The following is a 21,299-nucleotide window of genomic DNA, read 5'->3' as shown; positions in this document are numbered from 1 at the left end:
AGCGACACGACGAGGAGCGTGCATGACGGACGGCAAGGCGGACGGGCCCGACTTCGGGGAGTACACCGCGCAGCGGTCGGCGCGGCTGCTGCGCACCGCCTACCTGCTGTGCCGGGACTGGGCGACCGCCGAGGACCTGGTGCAGACCGCGCTGACCAAGGCGTGGCTGGCGTGGCGGCGGATCGGCGCCGATCCCGATCCCTACGTGTACCGGATCCTGGTCAACACGCACGCCTCCTGGTGGCGGCGGCGCTGGCGCGCCGAGGTGCCGACCGGGCAGTTGCCCGACCGGCCCGCTCCCGCGGCGGCCGGCGCGGAGCACCGCGAGGTCCTGTGGGAGGCGCTGGCCAGGCTGGGACGGCGGGAGCGCGCGGCGGTCGTGCTGCGCTACTTCGCCGACCTGGAGCACGCCGCCATCGCCGAGATCCTGGGCTGCTCGCCGGTGACGGTGCGCAGCCAGATCAGCCGGGCGCTGGCCAAGCTGCGCGTCGATCCGTCGCTCGCCCCCGTGCGAAAGGAGAGCTGAGCGGTGCCGTACAGCGAGCAGGAGTTGCGCGAGACGCTGGCCGAACACGGCGGCGCGCCGTCCCCGCGGGACGGTCTCGCCGCGCGGGCCGAGGCGGGCGGTCGCCGGGTGCGCCGTCGCCGCCGCGCGGCCGCCGTGACGGTGACGGCCGCGGCCGTCGCCGCCGCCGTGGTCGTGCCCCAGGCGCTTCCCGGGCAGGGGACGACGTCCCATCTGTCCGACTCGCAGACGCCGGCCGGGGCCCGGGAACGAGGCGGGGACGTCGAATCCGCGCGCGTGGTGCTCGGGACGGTGGTGCGCCTCGCGCCCCTCCCCGCCGCCCACGACGCGCGACCGAGCGCCTTCCCCGACAGGGCGCTGGTGGAGGTCCGCGTCACCCGGACGCTCCGGGGCGGCGGAAGCGCGGGCGAGACCATCGCCGTCGGCACCGGCCCGACCACGTCGATCGAGAAGATCCGCCGGCTGCTCCCGGCGGGGACGTCGGTGCTGGCGTTCCTCGACCGGGCGCGGGACGTGACCGGCAAGGGGCAGAGCGACGCGTCCGGGCGGCCCCTGTGGTCCCCCGGGTCGAGGGGCTTGATCCTCGCGAACGAGAAGGGCTCTCCCCCGGGCTCGGCCCTCGCGCTTTCGGGACCGAGGACGCAGGCCAGGAAGTCCGTTCACGTCACCTCCGGGCTCAGGCTGTCGGTCCTCTGCACCCCTCGCCTCGACGGCGACGCCCTCGTGGAACTGGGCTGCCGGGACCTGACGCCCGCCCAGAGCACGAAGGTGAACCGCGCCTGCCCCGGCCTCACCGGGAGGATCGCCCGCATGACGGCCCTGTCGGCCGACGATCTGCGCTGTCTCGGCTCGGTGCTGGCCTAGGACGCCGCCGCCGGGGTGGCACGATTCGGACACGGCTCTTATCGCGGGCATGTTCCCCGGTCTAGGGTGACCGTGATCTTGGAGGTCGCCGTGCGCCGGATGTTCGCCCTGGGTTGTGCCGTACTGGCCGCCGTCCCGCTCGCCTCGCCCGCCCAGGCCGCGCCACGGCGGGCGGTGCCGCAGAAGGCGGGCACGGTGGTGTCGGTGACGCCGCTGCCCGCGAACCTGTGGTTGCCGGGCAGCGGCGCGGCGCACCGCGTCGTCTACAGCTCCACCGGTCCCGGCGGCAAACCCGCGCTGAGCAGCGGCGCGATCTTCGTGCCCAAGGGGACGCCGCCGCGCGGCGGCTGGCCGGTCGTGTCGTGGACGCACGGCACGGTCGGCCTCGGCGACGCCTGCGCGCCGTCCACCGCCGGGCGGTCCGAGCGCGACGTCACCTACCTCACCCAGTGGATGGCGCGCGGCTACGCCATCGTGTCCAGCGACTACGTGGGCCTCGGCACGCCGGGCGTGCACCCCTACCTGGACGGCCGCACCGCCGCCTACTCGGCCGCCGACATCGTGCGCGCCGCCCGCTCGGTCAACCGGTCGCTGGCCGCCAAGTGGGTCGCGATCGGCCAGTCGCAGGGCGGCCACGCGGCGCTGTTCACCGCCGCGCTCGCCCCCAAGTACGCGCCCGACCTGGACTTCCGGGGCGCGGTGGCGACCGGCCCGCCCTCCAACCTGGAGAGCATGGTGGCGCTGGCCGGGCCGTACATCCCCGACCTGCCGCTGCCGGACCTGACCGCCTACACGGCCTACATCCTGGCGGGCGTCCGGGCGGCCCGGCCGGGTCTCGACCTGGACAGGTATCTGACGCCGCTCGGCAAGCAGGTCGTGGCCGACGCGGAGAACCTCTGCTATGCCGACATGGTGAACCGCACCAAGGGTGTCGGGATCGGCAAGCTGCTCAACCGGTCGTTGTTCGACGCGCGCTTCTTCCAGGAACTGCGCAACGTGCTGGAGGTGCCGCTGACCGGCTACGGCAAGCCGTTCTACATCGCGCAGGGCATGGTGGACACCACCGTGCCGATCCCGCTGACCCTCAAGCTGGTCGCCGACCTCAAGCTCCGCCGCGCGCCGCTGACGTTCAAGGCGTACGCGGGCGCCGACCACAGCGGCACGATGGCCGCCTCCCTGCCCGACACCACCAAGTTCGTCGCGGGCCTGTTCAAGAACTAAGGCACCCAACGACCCCAGCCGTCGCGCGAGTGACTAACTGTCCGGGCGGGGCAAAGCCGGAGGCGAGCCCCGCCCGGACAGATCGCGAAGCGATGTGGCACTCGCCAAGCGCTGGTCAGCGGGGCGAGCCGCCAGGCGAGTCCCGTTGGGCCAGAGCTCCGATAAACACGGCTCGGACGGCGAAGCCGCCTTCGGGCCGTGGCCCCGCCGTCAGCTCGCCGCCCAGGGCGGTGACGCGTTCGCGCATCCCGCGCAGGCCGGTGCCGCTCCCGGCGGTCGCCTCGCCCAGCGGCGCGCCGTCGTCCTCCACCTCCACGATCACCGTGTCGCCCGCGCGGCGCACGCGCACCAGCGCGGTGGCGGCGTCGGAGTGGCGGGTGATGTTGGTCAGCGACTCCTGAACGACGCGGTAGGCGGCCAGGTCGGCGTCGGCGGACAGGCCGGACGGCGGGGCCGCGCCGTCCTGCTCCACCCGCACCGCGAGACCCGCCGCGATCGCGCCCGAGGCCAGGTCGCCGAGCCGGGCGAGGCCCGCCGCCGGAGCCGGGTCCTCCTCGTCCACCTGGCGCAACACGCCGAGCGTGGCGCGCAGCTCGCGCAACGTCTCCTTGCTCGCCCCCTTGATCGCGGTGAGCGCGGACTCGGCGGCCGACGGGTCGCGGTGCAGGCCGTGCAGCGCGGCGGCGGCCTGCACGTTGATCAGCGAGATGTGGTGGCCGAGCACGTCGTGCAGGTCGCGGGCGATGCGCAGCCGCTCCTCGGTCACCTGCCGCCGGGCCGCCTCGGCGCGGCCCCGCTCGGCCTCGGCCAGCCGCCGCTCGGCCTCGCGCAGGTAGGCGCGGCGGTTGTGCATGACCGCGCCGACCGCCACCACCGCGACCAGCCACCCGGCCAGCAGGTACAACCCGGCGTCCTCCAGGTGGTTGACGCCGGTGTGCTCCTCGCCGTAGTAGGTGCCCGCCACCGCGATCAGGCCGAGCAGCGCGGCCACGGCCAGCCGCCCGGCCGCCGCGACGCTGTAGAGCGCGATCACGTAGGCCACCGCCAGCGGCCCGTCCGGCTCGGACAGCGGGTAGTAGACCGTGCAGGTCAGGCCGGTGAACAGCCCCACGGCCACCGGACGGTCGCGCCGCCAGACCAGCGCCGCGCACGTCACCACCGTCAGCAGCACGCCGACGGCCGGGGAGGAGGAGCTGCCGTAGCGGGCGTCCGACGGTATGGCGAACGTGCTGGCCAGCACGAACACCAGCAGCCCGGCGGCGAGCGCGGCGTCGGCGGCGCGGCCGTGCAGCAGGCGGAGCGGGGGGTTCCGGAAACGCACGCGCCCATCCTGCCAGCAGAACGATCTCTTGCATCCCTGCGACGAGATGTAGTACACCTACTATCAGCGAAAGCAGGGCTACAGCGAAAAGTCGGACGCCCGCTACAAGGGGGAACCATGACAGACCCGGCCATCCGGACCCGCGACCTGCGCATGCGCTACGGCCGCGCCGAGGTCCTGCGCGGGGTCGACCTGGACGTCCCGGCGGGCGGGGTGTTCGCGCTGCTCGGCCCCAACGGCGCGGGCAAGACCACCACGATCGAGATCCTGGAGGGCTTCCGCCGCCGCTCCTCCGGCGAGGTCGCGGTGCTGGGCGCCGACCCCGACGAGGGCGGCGCGGCCTGGCGGGCGCGGCTCGGCATCGTGCTCCAGGACTGGCGCGACCACCCGCGCTGGAAGGTGCGGCAGCTCCTGGCCCACCTCGCCGAGTTCCATCCGCGCCCGCACGACCCCGACGAACTGCTCGCCGCCCTCGGCCTGACCGAGCAGGCGGGCAAGACGATCCGCGACCTGTCGGGCGGGCAGCGCCGCCGCCTCGACGTCGCGCTCGGCCTGGTCGGCCGCCCCGAGCTGCTGTTCCTGGACGAGCCCACCACCGGCTTCGACCCGCGCGCCCGCCGCGAGTTCCACGACCTGATCGAGCGCCTCGCCCGCGAGGACGGCATGACGATCCTGCTCACCACCCACGACCTCGCCGAGGCCGAACGGCTCGCCGACCGCATCGCGATCCTGGCGGGCTGCCGGGTCGCCGTCACCGGCACGCCCCGCGACCTGGCGGCGTTCGCGCGCGCCGGGTCGCGGGTGCGCTGGACCGAGGACGGCGCACCCCGCGAGGCCCGTACCCCCGACCCGTCCGCGCTGGTGTGGGAGCTGCACCGCCGCTTCGGCGGCCCGGTGCCGGGCCTGGAGGTGCACCGCCCGTCGCTGGAGGAGAGCTACCTCGACCTGACCCGCACCGCCGACGACACCGAGCCCGTCAAAGCGGCGGCATGAGCGCCCCGACCACCCGAGAGAGGCCCAGCGTGAACACCACCGTCCTCAGGACCGGCCTGCGCCGGGGACGCACCGAGTACCTCCAGTTCGCCCGCGACCGCCGCGAGCTGCTGACCGGCCCCGTCGGCGCGGTGGTGATGCTGGTGGCGCTCGTCGGCTGGCAGGGCCACGGCACGGTCCCCGGCACCGGCGCGTCCAAGGCCGTGCTGATGACCGCCAGGTTCGTCGCCTACTGCGTGTTCTCGGCGGCCCTGATGAACCTCGCGCTCGGCATCACCGCCGACCGCGAGGAGGGCGCGCTCCTGCGGCTGCGCGCCCTGCCCGGCGGCATGACCGCCTACCTGGTCGGCCGCACGGTCTCGGTGCTGGGGCAGATCGCCACCTACGTCGTGCTGATGCTGGCGGCCGGGCTCGCGTTCACCGAGCTGACCCTGCCCACCGCGCCGGGCGACTGGCTCACCCTGGCCTGGGTGCTGGCGCTCGGCACCCTGTCGGTCGCGCCGATCGGCGCGGCGCTGGGCGCGGTGGTGCGCGACGCCCGCAACGCCGCCGCCGCGCTGTCGCTGGCCATGATGGGCCTGATGGTGATCTCGGGCGTGCTGTTCCCGATCACCGCGCTGCCGCAGCCGGCGCAGTGGGTCGCGCAGGCGTTCCCGCTGTACTGGCAGGGCCTCGGCCTGCGGTCGGTGTTCCTGCCCGACTCGATGCTGGCCGCCGAGATCGGCGGGAGCTGGCGGTTGTGGGAGGCCGCCGGGGTGATGTCGTTGTGGGCGGTGGCCGGGCTGCTGCTCGCGCCGTGGCTGCTCCAGCGCATGACGCGCCGCGAGTCCGGCTCCCGGCTGGCCGAGCGGCGGCGGCACAGCGCCGTCCGGCGCGCGTACTGATTCCGGGAGACTGTGCCGGTGTCCTCCGACAAAGAACACGTCCACAACCGGATCGCGGTGCTGCGCGCCGAGCGCGGCATCTCCCGCCGCGAGCTGGCGACGGCCCTGGACGTCCACTACCAGACCGTCGGTTACCTCGAACGGGGCGAGTACAGCCCCAGCCTCCACCTCGCCCTGCGCATCGCCGAGTACTTCGAGGTGCCGGTGGAGGTCGTCTTCTCGCTGCGGCCGTTCCCCCGCCTCGGCAGCACCGCTTGAGCACCACCCGAAGGAGATCGTCCCGATGAAGCCCCGCAACGCGCGGGAGGCCAAGCAGCTCCGTCGCATCGAGGAGAGCCGCCTGCCCGCCGAGTCCTTCACCCGGCACCACCGCCGCCGCCTCGCCGCGACGGCGGGCGCCTGCCTGGCACTGCTGTGGGCGAACGCGGGCGTGTCGCTGGCGCTGGCCCCCAGCGACGCCGCGATGTACACCAACTTCGCGGTGCTGGCCGTCATCCTGCCGGTCGGGCTGTGGGCCTACGGCAGGATCATCGTCACCACCCGCGGCACCGTGGGCCTGCCCGCGCACCTGCTGGACGAGCGGCAGGCCGCCGAGCGGATCAACGCCCACGGCACCGCGCACCGCGCCACGCTCGTGCTGCTCCTGCTCTGTCTCGCCGCCGTCATGAGCCTGATGCCGGGCGAGGGCTACACCGAGCGGCTGCCGGGCGCGGCGGCGGTCCTGCTGTTCGTCGCGCTGATCGCCACGGTGGCGGCGCTGCCCGCGCTGATCATCGCCTGGCGGCTCCCCGACGCGCCGCCCGACGACGAGGACGACGAGCACGAGCACGGCGAGGGCTGAGCCCGGGGGAGCCGCCCTCGGCTCCCCCGGGCCCGCCCGTCAGCGCAGGTCGCCGTTCGTCATCCCGTGCGGCGCGGGCGGCAGCGCGACCAGGCCCATCTCGGCCCGGCCCGCCAGCCCCGCGTGGTGCGGCACCACGCGGACGCTGTAGCCGAACGCCCCGCTGCGCGTCAGCGGGATCTCTCCCACGTAGCGCCGCCGGCCGTCCTCCACCGGCTCGCCGCCGGTCAGCTCCAGGTAGGACGGCTCGACCAGCGCGTCGGCGTCGTCGACCCGGCCGTAGACGGCCTCCACCGTCACGTCGGCCGGGTCCAGGCCGCCCAGGTCGACCACCACCCGCACCGGCAGGCCCGTCCCGACGTGCGGGCTCTCCTCGCCCGACGACTCCACGTGCTCGACCGCCACCCCCGGCCACGCCTTCACGACGCGCTGCTTCCACGCCGCGAGCGCGCGGGCGCCCGAGTGCGAGTCGGCGGCCATCGCGCGGCCCGACACGGCGGCCGGGACGTAGTAGTCCTCCACGTAGTCGCGCAACATCCGGTTGGCCAGCACCTTCGGGCCGAGCGTGGCGATGGTGTGCTTGACCATCTCCAGCCAGCGGCGCGGCAGGCCGGAGGAGTCGCGGTCGTAGAAGGTGACCGCGACGTGCTCGCCGACCAGCTCGTAGAGCGCGGCGGCCTCCAGCGCGTCGCGGCGGTCGGGCGCGGCCAGGCCGTCGGCGGACGGGACGTCCCAGCCGTTCTGGCCGTCGGCCCACTCGTCCCACCAGCCGTCGCGGATCGACAGGTTGAGCCCGCCGTTCAGCGCCGCCTTCATGCCCGAGGTGCCGCACGCCTCCAGCGGGCGCAGCGGGTTGTTCATCCACACGTCGCAGCCCTGCACCAGCGACTGGCCGAGCGCCATGTCGTAGTCGGGCAGGAACACGATGCGGTGCCGCACGTCCTCGCCGTCGGCGAACCGCACGATGTCCTGGATCAGGCGCTTGCCGCCCTCGTCGGCGGGGTGCGCCTTCCCGGCGATGACGATCTGCACCGGCCGCTCGGGGTCCAGCAGCAGCGCGCGCAGCCGCTCGGGGTCGCGCATCATCAGCGTCAGCCGCTTGTAGGACGGCACCCGGCGCGCGAACCCGATGGTCAGCACGTCGGGGTCGAGCGCGTCGTCGATCCAGGCGATCTCGGCGGCGCTCGCGCCGCGCTGCCGCCACGACTCGCGCAGGCGGCGGCGCGCCTCGTGCACCAGGCGTTCGCGCAGCTCGCGGCGCACCCGCCAGATCTCGTGCTCGGGGACGCCGCGCACCCCGTCCCAGCCGTGCCCCGACTCCAGCACCGACGGCACCTCGCGGGCGGCCAGGTCGAGGATCTCGCGGGCCACCCAGGTGCCCGCGTGCACGCCGTTGGTGATCGACCCGACCGGCACCTCGGCGGTGTCGAAGCCGCCCCACAGGCCGCCGAACATCTCCCGGCTGACGGCGCCGTGCAGCTTGGAGACGCCGTTCACGCGCTGCGCGAGGCGCATCCCCATGACCGCCATGTTGAACACGGTCGGATCGCCGTCGGGGTAGGTCTCGGCGCCCAGGTCGAGCACGCGCTCGACCGGGACCTCGGCCTCCTCGTTCGCGCCGCCGAAGTACTTGTGGACCAGCTCGCGGGGGAAGCGGTCGATGCCCGCCGGGACGGGCGTGTGCGTGGTGAACACCGTGGACGCGCGGGTGGCCTCCAGCGCCTCGTCGAAGCTGAGGCCCTCCTCCGAGATCAGCTCGCGGATGCGCTCCAGGCCGAGGAACCCGGCGTGCCCCTCGTTGGTGTGGAACACCTCCGGCGCGGGGTGGCCGGTGATGCGGCAGTAGGCGCGGATGGCCCGCACCCCGCCGATGCCGAGCAACATCTCCTGGAGGAGCCGGTGGTCGCCGCCGCCGCCGTACAGGCGGTCGGTGATGTCGCGGGCGGCCTGGTCGTTGTCCTCGACGTCGGAGTCCAGCAGCAGTTGCGGCACCCGGCCGACGCGCACCAGCCACACCTGGGCGTGCAGGTCGTGGCCCTGCGGCAGGCCGATGGCCACCCGCACCGGCGTGCCGTCGGGCTCGCGCAGCAGCGTCAGCGGCAGGCCGTTGGGGTCGATCGGCGGGTAGCGCTCCAGCTGCCACCCGTCGGGCGACAACGACTGGGCGAAGTAGCCGTGCCGGTACAGCAGGCCGACGCCGACGATCGGCACGCCCATGTCGCTGGCGGTCTTGAGGTGGTCGCCCGCCAGGATGCCGAGGCCGCCGGAGTACTGCGGCAGCGCGGCGGTGATCCCGTACTCGGGCGAGAAGTAGGCGATGGCCGCCGGGGCGCCCGGCCGCGACTGGTACCAGCGGTCGGCCGTCAGGTACTCGCGCAGCTCCTCGACGGCGTCCTGGAGGCGGCGCAGGAAGCGACGGTCGTGGGCGAGCTGGTCCAGCCGCTCGGGGGCGACCTCGCCCAGCAGCCGCACCGGGTCGTGCCCGACGGCCTCCCACAGCGCCGGGTCCACCGCCCGGAACAGGTCCAGCGTCTCGTGGTGCCAGGACCAGCGCAGGTTGAGGATGAGTTCTTCGAGTGGGCGTAGGGGTTCGGGAAGGACGGTACGTACGGTGAGTCGTCGAATTGCCTTCACGCACCGCCACGTTATGCGTTGATCACGGTGATTCGCGAGTCCGGCGAGGAGAACATCACCTCACGGACCGGTCCGCCCCCGCTCGCCGCCCTTGCCCCGACACCCGTCCCAGCACCGCGATGACCAGCGACGCGACCGCCGCTCCGACGGCCACGCCAGCGGAGTTGTAGAGCCAGTCACCGGGGTCGCACTCGCGGCCCGGGTCCAGCGCCTGGAGGAACTCCACCCCCACGAAGCCGAGCGCGAGCACGGCGGGCGCGGCGAGGGCGCGGCGCGTCGCCAGCACGGCCAGGAAGCCGCACGGCACCCACAACGCCACGTTCATCACGTCCTCCAGGCCCCGCGTGCCGAAGATCTCGACCGACCGGACGACGTCGGTGGCCGGATCGGCCGCGCAGTGCGCCATCCGGCCGCCCGCCCCCGGGCCCACGCGCATCGGCAGCGTCATCGACAACACCAGCCCCGTCCACACCAGCAGCGCCAGCGTCGGCAGCCGCGCCCACCCGGTGCGGCGCACCAGCGGCCGCCACACCGCGAGGACGGCCGCCGCGACGGTCACCGTCCACAACGCCAGCGCCCGCAGCGCCTCGATCGGCACATGATCCGGCACGTCTGGAAAGACGGTCGGGCGGCCCGCCGGGTTCGCCGCGAGGTGTCCGCAACCGGCCTCACCGGCGGCGTTCCGAGCGGGGCGGTAGTGATGTGTGGCGCAAAGTTAGGTCCCCCTACGAGGCGGTAAGGGGCCGATCGGGGGCATGGACGGTTTTGGAAATCACGAGCGGGTAGGGGATGGCGCATGCGGATCGAGTCCAATACGTCCCAGAAGACGGATCTGACCACACTTGGCCGCATTCCCATCCTCGACGTGGCGCCGCGCGTCGAGTGCGGCGCGTGGCCCGCCAAGGCCGTGGTGGGCGAGACCTTCCAGATCAGCGCCACCGTGTTCCGCGAGGGCCACGAGATGCTCGGCGCGGCCGCCGTGCTCCGCGACCCCGACGGGCGCGAGCTGCCCCCGGCCCGGATGACCGAGATCGCCAAGGGTCTCGACCGGCTCGCCGCCGAGGTCACGCCGACGGCGGCGGGCGTGTGGCACTACCGCGTCGAGGCGTGGGGCGATCCGGTCGCGCACTGGCGGCACGACACCGAGATCAAGATCCCGCGCGGCCAGGACGTGGAGCTGATGTTCGCCGAGGGCGCGCTGCTGTTCGAGCGCGCCGCCGCCGGGCTGCCCGCCAAGGACCAGCCGGTGTTCGCCCGGCTGGCCGCCACGCTCGCCGATCGGACCGTTCCCACCGAGACCCGGCTGGCCGCCGCCCAGGCCCCCGACGTGCTGGACCTGGAAGAGCGCTACCCGCTGCGCGACCTGCTCACCGTCACCGAGTGGCAGCCCGTCCAGGTGCACCGCGAGCGCGCGCTGTACGGGTCGTGGTACGAGTTCTTCCCGCGTTCGGAGGGCGCGCAGATCGACCCCCTGGGGCGGCGCGGCCCGATGTCGGGAACGTTCCGCACCGCGATGAAGCGGCTGCCCGCCGTCGTCGAGATGGGCTTCGACGTCGTGTACCTGCCGCCGATCCACCCCATCGGCCGCACCTTCCGCAAGGGCCCCAACAACACCCTGGACGCCGGGCCCTACGACCCCGGCTCGCCGTGGGCGATCGGCTCGCCCGAGGGCGGGCACGACGCCGTCCACCCCGACCTCGGCACCATCGAGGACTTCGACGCGTTCGTCGCCTACGCCAACGACCTCGGCCTGGAGGTCGCGCTCGACTTCGCGCTCCAGTGCTCGCCCGACCACCCGTGGGTCGCCGAGCACCCCGAGTGGTTCACCACCCGCGCCGACGGCTCCATCGCCTACGCCGAGAACCCGCCCAAGAAGTACCAGGACATCTACCCGCTCAACTTCGACAACGACCCCGAGGGCGTCTACGCCGAGATCCTGCGGGTGTTGCGGCACTGGATGGACCACGGCGTGCGGATCTTCCGGGTGGACAACCCGCACACCAAGCCGGTGCCGTTCTGGGAGCGGCTGCTGGCCGAGGTCGCCCGCACCGACCCCGACGTGTTGTTCCTCGCCGAGGCGTTCACCCGGCCCGCGATGATGCACACCCTGGCCAAGATCGGCTTCCACCAGTCCTACACCTACTTCACCTGGAAGAACGCCCGGCACGAGATCGAGGGCTACTTCCAGGAGCTGGCCGGGGACGCCGCGACCCACATGCGGCCCAACGTCTTCGTCAACACCCCCGACATCCTCAACGAGTACCTGGTGCACGGCGGCCGGCCCGCCTTCGAGATCCGGGCCGTGCTGGCCGCGCTGCTGTCGCCGACCTGGGGCGTCTACTCCGGGTACGAGCTGATCGAGAACACCCCCGTCCGGCCCGGCAGTGAGGAGTACCGCGACTCCGAGAAGTACCAGCTCAGGCCGCGCGACTGGGAGGCCGCCGAGGGCGGGGGCCGCAGCATCGCCCCGCTCATCGCGCGGCTGAACGCGCTGCGGCGGGCGCATCCGGCGTTGCAGCGGCTGCGCAACCTGCGGTTCCACCACATCGACCAGGACGAGTTCGTGTGCTTCTCGAAGAAGCTGCTGGACGACGTCGTGATCGCGGTGGTGAACCTCAACCCCCATCAGGCCCGCGAGGCGACCGTCCACCTCGACCTGCACGCCCTCGGTCTGGAGCACGACGCCGAGTTCGCCGTCACCGACGAGCTGTCCGGCGAGACCTACACCTGGCGGCAGGCCAACTACGTGCGCCTCGACCCCCACCACCAGCCTGCCCACATCTTCACGCTCCGGAGAACAACGAGTTGAGCAATCCGCGACAGCCCTCAGCTCCCCATGAGGGGACTCCCCGATCCCCCCGCCGTCCCGAGACCGGCGCCCCGCAGACCGACGCCCCCGTGACCTCCGACCCCTTCGGCCCCGGACGCGCGCCCGCCGACCCCACCCCGGCCGACTCCGCGCCCGGCCCCGGCCGCGCCGCCCCCGACCTGCCCAGCGCCTCCGCCGAGCGCAGCCGACGCGAGAACGAGCCGCGCTCGATCACCGAGTCGCGCGAGTCGCACGCGCTGCGCCCCGCCGCGGGCGGCGCCCCCTCGGCGCCCTCCGACCGGGCGCACGACCCGTCGCTGACCCCGCCGGGCGTGGTGCCGGGCGACGAGCCCGCGCACGAGATCCCCTCGGACGCGCTGCCCGCCCAGCACGACCCCATCCCCGACGGCTTCGACCCCGCGACCCCGCGCGACCCGCACTGGTTCAAGACCGCGGTGTTCTACGAGGTGTCGGTGCGCGGCTTCGCCGACTCCAACGGCGACGGCTACGGCGACCTGCGCGGCCTGATCAGCCGGCTGGACCACCTGAGCTGGCTCGGCGTCGACTGCCTGTGGCTGCTGCCGATCTACCACTCCCCGCTGAAGGACGGCGGGTACGACATCAGCGACTACACCAAGATCCTTCCGGAGTTCGGCGAGCTGGGCGACTTCGTGGAGCTGATCGAGGAGGCGCACGCGCGCGGCATCCGCGTCATCGCCGACCTGGTCATGAACCACACCAGCGACCAGCACCCGTGGTTCCTGGCCTCGCAGTCCGACCCCGACGGGCCGTTCGGCGACTTCTACATGTGGTCCGACACCGACGACCGCTACCCCGAGGCGCGGATCATCTTCGTCGACACCGAGACGTCCAACTGGCAGTACGACCCGGTGCGCGGCCAGTACTACTGGCACCGGTTCTTCTCCCACCAGCCCGACCTCAACTTCGACAACCCCGACGTGCAGGACGCGATGCTGGAGGTCCTGCGCTTCTGGCTGGACCTCGGCATCGACGGCTTCCGGCTGGACGCGGTGCCCTACCTGTACGCGCGCGACGGCACCAACTGCGAGAACCTGCCCGAGACGCACGCCTACCTCAAGCGGGTGCGCGCCGAGGTCGACCGCCTCTACCCCGACCGGGTGATGCTGGCCGAGGCCAACCAGTGGCCGGCCGACGTGGTCGACTACTTCGGCGACCCGGCCGCCGGCGGCGACGAGTGCCACATGGCCTTCCACTTCCCGGTGATGCCGCGCATCTTCATGGCGGTGCGGCGCGAGCAGCGCTACCCCATCTCCGAGATCATGGCGCAGACCCCCAAGATCCCCGAGAACTGCCAGTGGGGCATCTTCCTGCGCAACCACGACGAGCTCACGTTGGAGATGGTCACCGACGAGGAGCGCGACTACATGTACTCCGAGTACGCCAAGGACCCCCGGATGAAGGCCAACATCGGGATCCGGCGGCGGCTCGCGCCCCTGCTCGACAACGACCGCAACCAGCTGGAGCTGTTCACCGCCCTGCTGATGTCGCTGCCCGGCTCGCCGGTCCTCTACTACGGCGACGAGATCGGCATGGGCGACAACATCTGGCTGGGCGACCGCGACGCCGTCCGCACCCCGATGCAGTGGACGCCCGACCGCAACGCCGGGTTCTCCCGCTGCGACCCGGCCCGGCTCTACCTGCCGGTCATCATGGACCCGATCTACGGGTACCAGGGCGTCAACGTGGAGGCGCAGAAGGACAACCCCGGCTCGTTGCTGCACTGGACCCGCAAGATGATCGAGATCCGGCAGCGGCACCCGGTGTTCGGCGTCGGCGAGTACGTGGAGCTGTCGGCGTCCAACCCCAGCGTGCTGGCGTTCGTCCGCGAGCTGGGCGAGGGCGAGCAGTGGGGCGGGATGGACACCATCCTGTGCGTCAACAACCTGTCGCGCTTCCCCCAGCCCGTCGAGCTGGACCTGCGGCGCTTCCGCGGCTCCACCCCCATCGAGTGCATGGGCGGGGTGCAGTTCCCGGCGATCGGCGAGCTGCCGTACCTGCTGACCCTGCCCGGCCACGGCTTCTACTGGTTCCTGCTTCCGCCGCCCCCCGAGGACTCCGGTGACGAGGTGATCTGACCGTGCGGCAGCCCGACCGCCCCGCAACGTCCGCCCCCGTGGCACCCGCCCCACCGGTGCCCGCCCCCTCCCCACCGTCCGATCCCCCGCGGACCGACGGGTCGCTCGCGGCGCTGCTGCGGGAGTGGCTGCCGCGGCAACGCTGGTTCGCCGGGAAGGACCGGCCGATCGACGAGTTGTCGATCGGCACCGCCACCGAACTCCTGCCGGGCGAGCCCGGCCTGCGCCACCTGGTGCTGGACGTCCGGCAGGGCGGCGACCTGGACCACTACCAGGTGCTGCTCGGCGTGCGGCGGCACCTGCCCGACCGGCTGCGGTCCGGGGAGATCGGCCGGGTCGCGGGCGGCGGCGCGGCCGGGCACGTCTACGACGCGGCGTACGACCCCGAGCTGACCCGGCTGCTGCTGGCGGCGATGGCCGACGGCGCGACGGCGGGACCGCTGCGGTTCCGGCACGCGCCCGGCAGCAGCATCGACCCGACGCTCGGCGGGCTGCCCCTGTCGGCCGAGCAGAGCAACACCTCGATCATTTTCGGCGCCGACCACATCTGCAAGCTGTTCCGCCGCCTGTCGCCCGGCGTCAGCCCCGACCTGGAGGTGAATCTCGCGCTGTCGCGGCAGGGCAGCGCGCACGTCCCCGCCGTGCACGGCTGGATCGAGCTGGAACCCGGCGACGGCGGCGAGCCGATGACGCTGGCGCTGCTGTCGGAGTACCTGCGCAGCGCCAGCGACGGCTGGCAGCTCGCGCTCACCAGCGTGCGCGACTGGTTCGCCCACCCCCTGCCGCCGGGGCCGGTCACGGCCGAGGACGCCGGCGGCGCGGGCGGCGACTTCGCGGGCGAGGCCGAGCGGCTGGGCGCGGCCACCGCCGCCGTGCACCGCGACCTGGCGGCGGCGTTCGGGACCACCGAGGTCCCCGCGTGCGAGATCCGCGAGCTGGCGGCGTCGATGCGGCGCCAGCTCGACGACGTCGCCGGGACGGTGCCCGAGCTGGCCCCGTACGCCGGGGCGATCGGCGCGACGTTCGACGAGCTGGCCGCCACCGCCGGGCCGCTGCCGTTCCAGCGGGTGCACGGCGACTACCACCTGGGGCAGGTGCTGCGCACCGACACCGGGTGGATGTTGCTGGACTTCGAGGGCGAGCCCGCGCGCACGGCCACCGAGCGGCGCGCGTCCTCCCACCCGCTGCGCGACGTGGCGGGCATGTTGCGCTCGTTCGAGTACGCGGCGCGGTTCCTGCTGGCCGGTGAGGAGAACGTGCCGCCGGAGACCGCGCGGGGGCTGGAGGCTCGCGCGCACGCGTGGGCGGCCCGCAACCGGGCGGCGTTCTGCCGTGGCTATGCCGAGGCGGGGGGTGCGGACCCCGAGCGGTACACGGTGCTGATGCGGGCGCTGGAATTCGACAAAGCGGTCTACGAAATCCGTTATGAGGCACGGAACCGGCCGTCGTGGTTGCCGGTCCCGCTCCGTTCCCTGGCGCATCTGGCGTCCGAATGAAGGGGCGGGTAAGCCGCCTTCGAGATCATTCCAACGCCATTGAATGATCTTATGTGAACCGCCGTTCCCGGCCCGGGAACGGCGGTTCTTGATCATTTCCAGGAGACGTGCGCGGCCCCACCCGTCCCACCCATCTCCGCGAACCCCCGCAAAACGGCCGGGCAAAGTCCCAGGCCAGTGGCCGCATCCGGCCACCCCTCAGTCCGAACAATGCGGCTTTTCGTCCTTTATGACCGGGCACGCGGACCGTGACCAGTCCCTTACCGGCAGGAGCCGTACCAGGTGCGTAGGGATGCCTGCGCAACTTTGCGGAGCCGTCCGCGCAATAGTCCCAACATGATGGGCGGACCCGACATCTAACCGGGATAAGACATCGACCACTTACGGGGACTCCCATGTCATCTCCTGATTCCTCCGTGCGCGTCACCGGTGCGAAGAGGGCGGCCTCCCTCCCGCGCCCCGGCAACCTGCTCAACGTCTCGGGTCACGCCCGCCGCTGGCCGACCGTCACCGCCGTCATCCCGACCCTCAACGAGGCCGCCAACCTCCGATGGCTCATGCCGCGGCTCGCCGCCGTGGACGAGATCGTGATCGTCGACGGGGAGTCCACCGACGGCACGGTGGAGACCGTGCTGGCGGTGCGCCCGGACGCGAAGATCATCGTCGAGCCGCCCACCGGCAAGGGCAGCGCCATGCGGACGGGGATGGCCGCGGCGACCTCGGAGATGATCGTCATGCTGGACGCCGACGGCAGCATGGACCCCGCCGAGTTCGACTCGTTCCTGGCGCTGCTGTGCCGCGGCTACGACTTCGTCAAGGGCACCCGGTACGGCTGCGGGGGCGGCTCGGACGACCTGACCGGCCTGCGGCGGCTCGGCAACTCGGCGCTCACCGGCTTCGCCAACCGTCTCTACCGGCAGAACTGGTCCGACCTCTGCTACGGCTACGTCGCGATGCGCCGCGACGCGGTCGAGAGGTTGCGGCTGGAGTCCACCGGCTTCGAGATCGAGACCGAGATGTGCGTCAACGCGGTCCGCGCCGGGCTGCGGATCGCCGAGGTGGCCAGCCACGAGACCGAGCGCCGCTTCGGCGAGTCCAACCTCAACACCTGGCGCGACGGCTGGCGCGTCCTGCGCACGATGGTGCGGCTGCGCTTCAAGGGCGCCCTGGAGCCCCTCCCCGAGCAGCAGTCCGCCCCCACCCTCTCCACCGCCCACACCGGCCCGGTGGACCCGGTGCGCCTGACCTGGCGGTCGGCCGCTTTCAGCAGGACCGGCACCGAGTGAGAGTCCACGTCGTCCGCCCGGCCGACCTCGGTGCCGCCGAGGTCGAGCGGTGGCGCGAGTTGCAGGGTTCCCATCCCGATCTGGGCAACCCGTTCCTGGCGCCCGAGTTCGTGCTCGGGGTCGCGCGGTTCCGGGACGACGTCCGGGTCGCGGTGCTGGAGGACGGGCCGCGCGTCGCGGGCTTCTTCCCCTACCAGCGCGGGCCGCTGGGCATCGGTCACCCGGTCGGGTTCGGCCTGACCGACCTCCAGGGCATGATCGCCCCGCCCGGCCTGCGGTTCGACGCGCGCGCCCTGCTGCGCGCCTGCGGGCTGAGCGTGTGGGACTTCGACCACCTGCTGGCCGACCAGGCCGCCTTCGTCCCGTTCCACGCCGTGCGGCGCGTGGAGCCGGTGATGGAGCTGGCCGAGGGGTTCGAGGCGTTCGAGGCGCACATGAAGAAGGCCGCCCCCAAGACCCACAAGACCATCCGCTACAAGGAGCGCAAGCTCGGCCGCGACGTCGGGGAGCTGCGGTACGAGTTCGCCTCCGCCGACGCCGCCGACCTGCGGCGGCTCATGGCCTGGAAGTCCGACCAGTACAACCGCACGGGCCGCACCGACCGGTTCGCGCGGCCGTGGATCGTCAAGCTGGTACGGCACTTCCACGAGACCGGCTTCGGCGTGCTGAGCGTGTTGTGGGCGGGCGACGAGCCGGTGTCGACGCACTTCGGGCTGCGCAACGGGCCCGTCATGGCGGGCTGGTTCCCCGCCTACGACACCCGGTTCGGCCGGTACTCCCCCGGCATGATCGGGCATCTGCGGCTGGCCCGGGGATGCGCCGAGAACGGCGTCGCCGAGATCGCGATGGGGCGCGGCGGCAAGGAGTTCAAGGAGGGCTTCAAGGGCCGCGAGATCCCCATCGCCGAGGGCCGGGTAGCGCGGCCGACGCCCGGCGCGGGCCTGCACTGGGCGCGCACCGAGCCGCTCAACCGGGCGCGCGGCGCGGTGCTCGACAACCCCGTGCTGTACCGCCGGGCCGACCGGGTCCTCAAGGCGTACGCTCGGCTGAGGAGGCGGGCGACATGAGCACCCTGGCCATCTCCGTCGTGATCTGCGCCTACACCGAGCGGCGGTGGGACGACGTGCACGCCGCCGTCGCGTCGGTGCGCGCCCAGCGGCACGCCCCCGAAGAGATCATCGTGGTGGTCGACCACAACCCGGCGCTGCACGACCGGCTCCGGCGCTCGCTCGCCGACGTCACCGTGGTGCAGAACCGCGAGAACCGCGGCCTGTCGGGCGGCAAGAACACCGGCGTCGCGGTCGCGCGCGGCGACGTGGTCGCCTTCCTCGACGACGACGCGGTCGCCGCGCCCGGCTGGCTGGCGGCGTTCGCCGGGCACTACGGCGACCCGGCCGTCGCCGGGGTCGGCGGCCTGACGTTGCCGATGTGGCCGGGCTCCACGCCCTCCAGCGCGCTGGTCGGCACGCCGGTGCCGGAGACCACCGGCACGCGGCCCGGCTGGTTCCCCGAGGAGTTCGACTGGACGGTGGGCTGCACCTACCGGGGCATGGCGCCGGGCCCGGTGCGCAACCTGATGGGCGGCAACGCCTCGTTCCGGCGCGAGATGTTCCCGCTGGCGGGCGGCTTCGACTCCGGGATCGGGCGCGGCTTCCACAAACGGCCGCTGGGCTGCGAGGAGACCGAGTTCTGCATCCGGCTGCGGCAGCGCAGCCCCGGGTCGGAGCTGGTGTTCGACGACCGGGCCGTCATCTGGCACCGGGTGCCCGCCGAGCGCGCGCGCTTCGCCTACTTCCGGCAGCGCTGCTACGCCGAGGGGTTGTCCAAGGCGCTGGTCACCCAGAGCGTCGGCAGTCAGGACGGCCTGGCCAGCGAGCGCGCGCACGCCTTGAAGACGTTGCCGCGCGGCGCGCTGCACGGGGTGGGCGCGGCGTTCCGGGGCGATCCGGCCGGGCTGGGCCGGGCGGGGGCCATCACGGTGGGCCTGGCCTGGACGGCGTGGGGCTACGCGGTCGGCGTGCAGGGCGCGCGCCGCCGGTCGCGGCGCGCGCAGGCCGAAGTCGTCGCGAGGAGCGTCGACGGCGGCGACGGAGCGGCGTGAGCGCCCGCCCACGTCCAGACGGCGAACGGAGGTGAGTCGATGAACGCGCACGTCCCCGTGCTGATGTACCACTCGATCAAGGCGCGGCCACCGCGCGGGACGGCGGCCCTCGCGGTCTCCCCCGGCGCGTTCGCCGACCAGATGGCGCTGCTGGCCGAGCGGGGGTTCACGCCCGTCCCGTTCTCGGCGCTGGGCGGCCCCGGCCTGCCCGGCAAGCCGATCGTCATCACCTTCGACGACGGGTACGCCGACTTCCACGAGCACGCCCTGCCGGTGCTGGAGCGGCACGGCTTCCCCGCGACGGTGTTCGTCACCACCGGCTGGCTCGCCGACGCCGGGCCCGACGCGGCCGGGCGTCCCCTCGACACGATGATGGCCTGGTCGCAGGTCCGCGAGGCCGCCGCGCACGGCGTCGAGGTCGGCGGGCACAGCCACAGCCACCCTCAGCTCGACCAGCTCGGCGACGCCGCGCTGCGCGAGGAACTGATCCGCAACAAGGGGCTGCTGGAAGAACGGTTGGGCGGCCCGGTCACCACGATGGCCTATCCCTTCGGTTACTCCAGCGCGCGCGTGCGGCGTGCGGTGCGCGCCGCCGGGTACGACAGCGCCTGCGCGGTCGCCAACCGGCTCGCTCCTGCGCCGGACGGCGGTGCCGCGCGGGCCGACGTGCTGGCGATCCCCCGCCTCACCGTCCGCATGTCGACCTCGCTCGCCACGTTCGGTCGCGTCGCGGACGGAAGGGGCGTCCCCCTGGTCTTCCTCAAGGACCACCTCCTCACCCGGGGCTACGCGGTGGTGCGCCGCGCCCGGTACGGGGCCCGCAGGGCGGCGCGCCGTGTCTGACCAGGTCCCCGTCACCGCCGCGCCCGACCCGTCGCCGGAGAGCGCGCCGGGCTGGTTGCGGCGCGAGCTGTCCAACCCGCTGTTCCGCAACGCCTACGCGCTGATGCTGAACGGCGGCGTCACCACGCTGCTGGGCGCGGCGTTCTGGTTGTCGGGCCCGGCCTTCTACGAGCCCGCCGACCTCGGCCGCAACACCGCCGTCAACCAGGCGATCATGTTCGTCGGCGGCATCACGATGCTGAACTTCCTGCTCATCCGGTTCATCCCGGAGACCGCGCGGCACACCCGGGCGCTGGTGCTGGCCTGCTACGCGCTGGGCACCGTCGCCGCCGCGCTGGTCGGGGCGGCGTTCCTGGTGACGCTGGAGGTCTGGGGCGCGGGCTGGGACAACTTCGACCAGTTGCACGGCCTCGGCCCCGGGCTGGTGTTCGTCACGATGGCGATCGCGTGGAACCTGTGGAACGCCATGGAGGGCACCTTCACCGGCCTGCGGGACGCGGGATGGGTGCCGGTCGTCAACACCGTGTGGTCGCTGATCCGGCTGGGGCTGCTGGTGGCGCTGGCGGGGGCGTTCCCGCACAACGGCATCGTGCTGGCCTGGTACGTGCCGGTGATGGTGCTGCTCGTCCCGGTCAACCTCCTGCTCTTCGGGCGGCTGATCCCCGGGCACCGGCGCGCCAACGAGGGGCGCGGCCACCGCTCCACCCGCCGCGAGATCGCCGCCTACCTGCGCACCGGCTACCTGGGCGGCGCGTTCCAGTTCGCCACCGTGAGCCTGGTCCCGATGGTGGTGGCGGCCTACCTGACGCCCACGACCTACGCCTACTTCCAGATGGCGTGGGTGCCGGGCATGATGCTCGACCTGCTGGCGCTGACGCTCTCGTTCTCGCTGACGGTCGAGGGCTCCTTCGACCGCGACCGGCTGGCCGAGTCCACCCGGGCCGCGCTGCGCCGCACGGTGCTGCTGATGGCGCCGGTCACCGTCGTGGTGATCGTCGCGGCGCCGTTCGCGCTGGAGGTCTACCGGCACGAGTACGCCACCGGCGCGCCCCTGTTGCAGGTGCTGGCGCTGGCGGTGCTGCCCAAGGCCGTCATCGAGCTGTACATCGGCGCGCTGCGCGTGCTGAACCGCACCCGGCTGATCGCCGTCCTCCAGGGCGTGCGGCTGGCGGGGGTGCTCGGCCTGGTCGTCGTGCTGATCGACCCGGCCCACCTGTTCACCATCGGCGTGGCCGTCGTCGCGGTCAACGTCGTGGTCGCGCTGGCGATCCTGCCGGGGCTGCGCCGGATCGTCCGGCCGCCCGCCCCGGATGTGGCCGCGGGCGGACCTTCCACGACCGGCGCGGGGCGGGATATCAGTTGA

18 protein-coding genes are annotated in these 21,299 nt (G+C 73.2%); 15 read left to right on the top strand and 3 right to left on the bottom strand.

Annotation, left to right across the window (positions count from 1 at the left end; translation table 11 throughout):
• Positions 1 to 22: 22 nt before the first annotated feature.
• The 3 genes from AH6_RS18620 to AH6_RS18610 all read left to right on the top strand — a co-directional run bounded on the left by AH6_RS18620 (position 23) and on the right by AH6_RS18610 (position 2,611).
• Positions 23 to 526 carry a SigE family RNA polymerase sigma factor gene (locus tag AH6_RS18620; RefSeq protein ID WP_067481492.1) on the top strand — a complete coding sequence of 168 codons (504 nt, stop codon included), beginning with the start codon at positions 23 to 25 and terminating at the stop codon, positions 524 to 526.
• A 3-nt stretch (positions 527 to 529) separates the two neighbouring features.
• Positions 530 to 1,390, top strand: a complete 861-nt coding sequence (locus AH6_RS18615; protein ID WP_067481489.1) for a hypothetical protein — start codon at positions 530 to 532, stop codon at positions 1,388 to 1,390.
• Positions 1,391 to 1,456: 66 nt separating this feature from the next.
• Complete coding sequence (locus tag AH6_RS18610; protein ID WP_245679373.1) at positions 1,457 to 2,611, top strand: lipase family protein; 1,155 nt, start codon at positions 1,457 to 1,459, stop codon at positions 2,609 to 2,611.
• A gap of 115 nt (positions 2,612 to 2,726) precedes the next feature.
• Here AH6_RS18610 and AH6_RS18605 read toward each other — a convergent pair whose 3' ends face one another.
• On the bottom strand, positions 2,727 to 3,932 hold the full coding sequence (locus AH6_RS18605) for a sensor histidine kinase (protein WP_067481487.1): 1,206 nt from the start codon (positions 3,930 to 3,932) through the stop codon (positions 2,727 to 2,729).
• Between the two features lie 117 nt (positions 3,933 to 4,049).
• Between AH6_RS18605 and AH6_RS18600 the strand changes: the two genes are divergently transcribed.
• The 4 genes from AH6_RS18600 to AH6_RS18585 are packed head-to-tail and all read left to right on the top strand — an operon-like array spanning position 4,050 to position 6,650.
• Entirely contained in the window at positions 4,050 to 4,925 is an 876-nt protein-coding gene (locus tag AH6_RS18600) for an ABC transporter ATP-binding protein (protein WP_067481485.1), read from the top strand.
• A 29-nt stretch (positions 4,926 to 4,954) separates the two neighbouring features.
• Positions 4,955 to 5,809 carry an ABC transporter permease gene (locus AH6_RS18595; protein ID WP_169807878.1) on the top strand — a complete coding sequence of 285 codons (855 nt, stop codon included), beginning with the start codon at positions 4,955 to 4,957 and terminating at the stop codon, positions 5,807 to 5,809.
• 12 nt (positions 5,810 to 5,821) lie between these two features.
• Positions 5,822 to 6,067 carry a helix-turn-helix transcriptional regulator gene (locus AH6_RS18590; RefSeq protein ID WP_067481481.1) on the top strand — a complete coding sequence of 82 codons (246 nt, stop codon included), beginning with the start codon at positions 5,822 to 5,824 and terminating at the stop codon, positions 6,065 to 6,067.
• 25 nt (positions 6,068 to 6,092) lie between these two features.
• On the top strand, positions 6,093 to 6,650 hold the full coding sequence (locus AH6_RS18585; protein WP_067481479.1) for a hypothetical protein: 558 nt from the start codon (positions 6,093 to 6,095) through the stop codon (positions 6,648 to 6,650).
• Positions 6,651 to 6,689: 39 nt separating this feature from the next.
• On the opposite strand, the gene glgP is transcribed toward AH6_RS18585, so the two are convergent.
• On the bottom strand, positions 6,690 to 9,284 hold the full coding sequence (gene glgP, locus AH6_RS18580; protein ID WP_067481477.1) for an alpha-glucan family phosphorylase: 2,595 nt from the start codon (positions 9,282 to 9,284) through the stop codon (positions 6,690 to 6,692).
• 55 nt (positions 9,285 to 9,339) lie between these two features.
• A complete protein-coding gene (locus AH6_RS18575) occupies positions 9,340 to 9,894 on the bottom strand; it encodes a VanZ family protein (RefSeq protein WP_157431563.1) in 555 nt (184 codons plus the stop codon).
• 186 nt (positions 9,895 to 10,080) lie between these two features.
• Between AH6_RS18575 and AH6_RS18570 the strand changes: the two genes are divergently transcribed.
• From AH6_RS18570 to AH6_RS18535, 8 genes are all read left to right on the top strand, one after another.
• Entirely contained in the window at positions 10,081 to 12,093 is a 2,013-nt protein-coding gene (locus AH6_RS18570; RefSeq protein WP_169807877.1) for an alpha-1,4-glucan--maltose-1-phosphate maltosyltransferase, read from the top strand.
• Between the two features lie 377 nt (positions 12,094 to 12,470).
• Positions 12,471 to 14,210, top strand: a complete 1,740-nt coding sequence (gene treS, locus AH6_RS18565) for a maltose alpha-D-glucosyltransferase (RefSeq protein WP_157431567.1) — start codon at positions 12,471 to 12,473, stop codon at positions 14,208 to 14,210.
• Positions 14,211 to 14,248: 38 nt separating this feature from the next.
• A complete protein-coding gene (locus AH6_RS18560; protein ID WP_307190391.1) occupies positions 14,249 to 15,706 on the top strand; it encodes a maltokinase N-terminal cap-like domain-containing protein in 1,458 nt (485 codons plus the stop codon).
• A gap of 395 nt (positions 15,707 to 16,101) precedes the next feature.
• Positions 16,102 to 16,992 carry a glycosyltransferase family 2 protein gene (locus AH6_RS18555; protein ID WP_083983134.1) on the top strand — a complete coding sequence of 297 codons (891 nt, stop codon included), beginning with the start codon at positions 16,102 to 16,104 and terminating at the stop codon, positions 16,990 to 16,992.
• Positions 16,989 to 18,059, top strand: a complete 1,071-nt coding sequence (locus AH6_RS18550) for a GNAT family N-acetyltransferase (RefSeq protein ID WP_067481473.1) — start codon at positions 16,989 to 16,991, stop codon at positions 18,057 to 18,059. The genes AH6_RS18555 and AH6_RS18550 overlap by 4 nt, the downstream gene beginning before the upstream one ends.
• Positions 18,056 to 19,093 carry a glycosyltransferase family 2 protein gene (locus tag AH6_RS18545; RefSeq protein ID WP_067481471.1) on the top strand — a complete coding sequence of 346 codons (1,038 nt, stop codon included), beginning with the start codon at positions 18,056 to 18,058 and terminating at the stop codon, positions 19,091 to 19,093. Before AH6_RS18550 ends, AH6_RS18545 begins: the two co-directional genes overlap by 4 nt.
• A 39-nt stretch (positions 19,094 to 19,132) precedes the next feature.
• Positions 19,133 to 19,936: a polysaccharide deacetylase family protein gene (locus AH6_RS18540; RefSeq protein WP_067481469.1), complete on the top strand. Its 804-nt coding sequence runs from the start codon at positions 19,133 to 19,135 to the stop codon at positions 19,934 to 19,936.
• The gene (locus AH6_RS18535; RefSeq protein ID WP_067481467.1) at positions 19,929 to 21,299 is read left to right on the top strand and encodes a lipopolysaccharide biosynthesis protein; all 1,371 of its coding nucleotides are present in this window, start codon (positions 19,929 to 19,931) and stop codon (positions 21,297 to 21,299) included. The genes AH6_RS18540 and AH6_RS18535 overlap by 8 nt, the downstream gene beginning before the upstream one ends.

The organism is Actinomadura hibisca NBRC 15177, assembly GCF_001552635.1.
In the GTDB taxonomy this organism is placed as follows: Bacteria; Actinomycetota; Actinomycetes; order Streptosporangiales; family Streptosporangiaceae; genus Spirillospora; species Spirillospora hibisca.
This window is presented reverse-complemented; position numbering and strand designations above follow the sequence as displayed.

Bases quoted from the DNA above. Each gene is read 5' to 3' on its own strand.
- AH6_RS18620 (WP_067481492.1), top strand. From the start codon at position 23: ATGACGGACGGCAAGGCGGACGGGCCCGACTTCGGGGAGTACACCGCG.
- AH6_RS18600 (WP_067481485.1), top strand. From the start codon at position 4,050: ATGACAGACCCGGCCATCCGGACCCGCGACCTGCGCATGCGCTACGGC.
- AH6_RS18585 (WP_067481479.1), top strand. From the start codon at position 6,093: ATGAAGCCCCGCAACGCGCGGGAGGCCAAGCAGCTCCGTCGCATCGAG.
- AH6_RS18570 (WP_169807877.1), top strand. From the start codon at position 10,081: ATGCGGATCGAGTCCAATACGTCCCAGAAGACGGATCTGACCACACTT.
- AH6_RS18555 (WP_083983134.1), top strand. From the start codon at position 16,102: ATGTCATCTCCTGATTCCTCCGTGCGCGTCACCGGTGCGAAGAGGGCG.
- AH6_RS18545 (WP_067481471.1), top strand. From the start codon at position 18,056: ATGAGCACCCTGGCCATCTCCGTCGTGATCTGCGCCTACACCGAGCGG.
- AH6_RS18540 (WP_067481469.1), top strand. From the start codon at position 19,133: ATGAACGCGCACGTCCCCGTGCTGATGTACCACTCGATCAAGGCGCGG.